The 3,950-nt window shown below is 57.7% G+C and carries 3 protein-coding genes; all 3 read left to right on the forward strand.

Going from position 1 to position 3,950, the window contains the following annotated elements:
* The first annotated feature begins 419 nt into the window (after nucleotides 1-419).
* The 3 genes from AC1DX0_RS32280 (at nucleotide 420) to AC1DX0_RS32290 (ending at nucleotide 3,927) form a co-directional block, all read left to right on the forward strand.
* A complete protein-coding gene (locus AC1DX0_RS32280) occupies nucleotides 420-653 on the forward strand; it encodes a hypothetical protein (protein WP_477223635.1) in 234 nt (77 codons plus the stop codon).
* Between the two features lie 65 nt (nucleotides 654-718).
* Entirely contained in the window at nucleotides 719-1,027 is a 309-nt protein-coding gene (locus AC1DX0_RS32285) for a hypothetical protein (protein ID WP_477223634.1), read from the forward strand.
* A 2,231-nt stretch (nucleotides 1,028-3,258) separates the two neighbouring features.
* Nucleotides 3,259-3,927: a methyltransferase domain-containing protein gene (locus AC1DX0_RS32290; protein ID WP_477358454.1), complete on the forward strand. Its 669-nt coding sequence runs from the start codon at nucleotides 3,259-3,261 to the stop codon at nucleotides 3,925-3,927.
* Nucleotides 3,928-3,950: the final 23 nt, after the last annotated feature.

Consider the following 3,950-nt stretch of genomic DNA (forward strand, 5'->3'; position numbering starts at 1 on the left):
GGCACATTGGTTCCCCGTCAAGATCGAATGGCGCGCTTGCCAGCAGACACGACAGGCGGATCAATCGCTACTCCCTCTGATTGGTACTAATTGCTGCTATTTCTATCTGGTGTCAGCGATACCGGCCCGGCCGCCTCACAATATCCAGGTAAGCCCATCTGAATCCTACAGGTGCAATCCCGCTTGCCGCACTAATCCTTGGCATAATAAACAGCAATCTCGCATCCTAGGCATGCGCGGCTGGGAGCCAGTGGTCTGCAAATGCGCCTAGGCGACTTTGAAGCTCGTCGCTGCCTGATCGTGATCGAGCTCGCTGAGATCACGCGGCTTACCGTCCATAAATATCGGCCCGCGTCGGCGCATGCCAATGAGCGGCCAATGAGCGTGAGACTCTGGCGCGAGGCAAAGGCCCGCAGCCGATGAATGACGTTGCAAATATCGGGCCTCCAATTGAACGGAAGCACGACAGCGACCTAGCCGACGAGCGGAGGCATTTCTACCGCTTCCAGACCTGCGACAAGTCGGTAGTCATGCGCGACCGTCGCCAGGTCAGATTTCATGAACGCTGGGCACAGTCTGATATCGACGGCGATTTTCGCGACGCTCCAAAAGCTGACAGCGGCACGGCGGCGGCCAGAGACGCCGGGCGTTAAGTCAGTTCACGCCTCATATATTAGCAACCCTTGACGAATAGATATGCTGCTCCAGGATTCTATGGATGGCTCGGCAGATCAACATCGGGGACAAGGTGGCGATTGTCGCCACGGTTGGCGAGCGCATCAAGGATCGCGTGGCGCTGCATATTCCGACCGCTCTGCACCCTTACTCGACCATCGATCCCGCAGCGAAGCCTGGCGACAAGATGAGATTCGAAGGGGAAGTTGTTCACGTTGATGAGGATCTAGAAAGGGTCACAGTGCAGGTGCTGGGGCGCGTCACGGTCGGTATTAGCACGGTCAAGTTGGTCACAAGATATCGGCCGCCGACCCGCAACGGGCCGCTGCGTGAAACGGTGGCAAAGCGTTAGAGGTCCTGTCTCTAGCGCATCGCGTCCCGTGGCCCTAAGTTGCGAGTTTCGCCCGCGGCTTCCTCGCCACTTATGCGGGAGGCGGGCTTACCGGCGAAGTAACGTTCCTTGGTGATATCGGCAACCGCATTTTGGTCGAGCAACGTGATTTGATTTGATTCAATGCGGGTTTATGCTCCAGTCCCCATCACGTCGTTTCGCGTTTCCGGCAGCGCGATAATTAGCTCACTCAGGTTGGTGCGATGGCGAYGGTGTCGCGATAGCCATGGATCAGCACGACACCGAGTTGCACCTCTGCTGCGTACAGTGGGGCACTCCTTGAGCGTAAATGTACCGTTGGGTGGGATGACATCCCGAGTTCGCGTCGGCATATCCCGTCTTCGCCCTCGACGGCCTTCACCGCGATCTCCGCCCAGCATGCTCCTTTGGTGCACAAACGAGTTCGTAAGGCCCCGTGTTTCGGCGGGTCAAATGCGCGGTCTATTGTGCAAAGGCGCCCGCTGGCCGGGAGCCAGCGGGCGACGGACCTTGCGGCCCTATTGACCGCCTGAAGGGCATGGGCGCGAAAATGGTTGAATTTGCGCCGCAATCTGAGCTTACAGGCGGGATCTTCAGTCAATTGCCGAGGCTGGAAGCAAACATGCGGGTGCTGAAGACCCTCAACGGCCTCACTCCTCACAATCTTCAAAAACCTGGGCAAAATAGCCCTATGACTTCACCCAGCCGAAAGTAAAACACCTACTGGCAACCGTCCCTCCCGTCGGTCACGCCTTTCGTTCCACCCCATTTCGAGCACACGCGGCTGTGTCACCCTGATCCTTCCGGGTCCGGCCCCGGCCCAGCCGCACACAGAGAGGCTTTGACTGCGCGATGGCCAAAACCGAGAAACATTCACGGCGACACGTTCTCGTCCCCACAGCAGGTATGGGCGTGAAATTGTCGGACCTTCAAGAAGGCGCGCCGTAGTCACGGAGGTCAATGCGATAGCGGGAGGCCTCCGCGCGTCCTGTAGATCGTGCCCTAGTCGATGAGAAGGTTTGTCAGCCGGCCAGCTTGGCGCTGYATGATCGCTTCTTTGACAGCCACGGAGGCAGCATTGCAGCGCGGCCGGGGTGGTGCATGAAGATTGAGAATGACCGTCGCAGACTGTCCCGGACAGGCCGTGCTTCGTTGGGAGATCATCTAAAGGGTACTGGCCCGTCCGCTCCTGGGACCTCCTGCCCTGCATTGCGCGTCCTCGATAGCGAGGGTGGATCGACGCTCACAAAATTCGCCCGCATCGCGACCAACGTCAAGACCGTAGTCGGGCCGGCTTGCTGTAGCGGTAATCGACTAACGTCAATCGACTCGCCCTCTATTGGAGAAGGCGGGTTATCCGACCATTATATGCACCAATCTGGCCCTTTCGTATATCGGGCGGGTCAGACCGCCGAAATGCTTTCCGCAGTGCCCCGAAGACAAAAAGCTCGCATCGACGAGCTTTCTTACAGACTGACCTCATCAGCCAACGAGGGTTCGATCCTGACGCGTCCGGATGTACTTCCAATGCTCGCAACTGCGCAATCTTCTCTTCGGTCGAAAGCAATCCGTTTTCGGCTATCTGCTGAGCCTGGCTCTCGGCGAACATCACCATACCGAAATGACCTCGAGTAGAGATCAGCGCCAACGTCAATCTCGTAAGGACGTTCCACCGCCGAGGTCAAAAACGACGACATCAAATGACGTAACGGTCCTGCGCTGAACCGAGAAGCCTGAACTGGTATGTGCCCCGTGATCCCTTGGCTGTCACCACGAAACAGGAGGAAATAGTAGGGACGTTGCTCCCGGAGGGAACAAATCATCTCGCGGCAAATTCGTATTAGGCCTGGCTGAATCGCTTAATCGAGGAGGAAATGATGGGATTCTTCGGCAAGTATTTTTCAGGGCTCTTGAGGAAAAAAGAGCAGCCAGAAAAGCGCAGCGGGGACATGCGTAAGGCGACCGGGGCGGGCCCTGCGTTGGCAGCTCACTCAAAGGACGCAAAGACTACTGCCCCCAGCGGTCAAAATGCGAACGCAGCGAGGAAGAAAGCTGATGGCTGAGCCAGAACCACTCCCTTGTGCCAGCGATCTGCTGTGGAACGAGCGGTCATCGATCATGACGCATCCACTCCAACCAAGCCTTCACAGCGAAGTCATGACGGCCCAAGCAAGATTTTCACCGCTCCATAGGTCCTCAGGGTTGAATCCAAGATGAGAGCCGTCCCGGCACCTGGTTCGGTCGTCTTTGGAGACCTCGGCGAGGTCGAGCCCATAAGCCGGAAATTCGGCGGCGATCGCGGCATGCCGCTTGACCGATACTACATCGAGAGTTTTCTGCGGCGCCATGCGCAGGATATTCAAGGGCGTGTCGCGGAAATTGGCGACAATGCCTACACGTTCCGTTTCGGACTGGAGCGGGTTGTGTCTTCCGACATTATCGATTCGCCGGAGAGTGCCAATCCTAACGCCACAATGCGCATCGATCTTCAGAACGAGAATGCCGTGGAGGGCGGGCGCCTTGACTGCATCATCGTGACCCAGACGCTGCACATGATCTACGACGTGCGGGGTGCACTTGCCACGATCCATCGCGCCTTGGCGCCAGGAGGCGTTGTGCTGGGGACGGTTCCAGGCATCACCTCCATTGATGCTCAAGACGGGCCAGAAAAGTGGTTCTGGGCCATGACTCAGAGTGCTGCACGACGCCTGTTCGAGGAAAGGTTTGGCTCCGCCGCAGTGGAGGTGCAGCAATTCGGCAATGTTCTGGCCGCCACAGCCTTTCTGCAGGGCCTCGCTTTCGAGGAGATCGACYGCGCAAGCCTCGACGTTGTTGATCCCCTATACCCTGTCATTACCGGGATCAGGGCCACCAAATTCTGAACCTTCTGTGGTCGTGCTTCCTT

The sequence above is a fragment of the Mesorhizobium sp. P3_A9 genome (genome assembly GCF_056402975.1).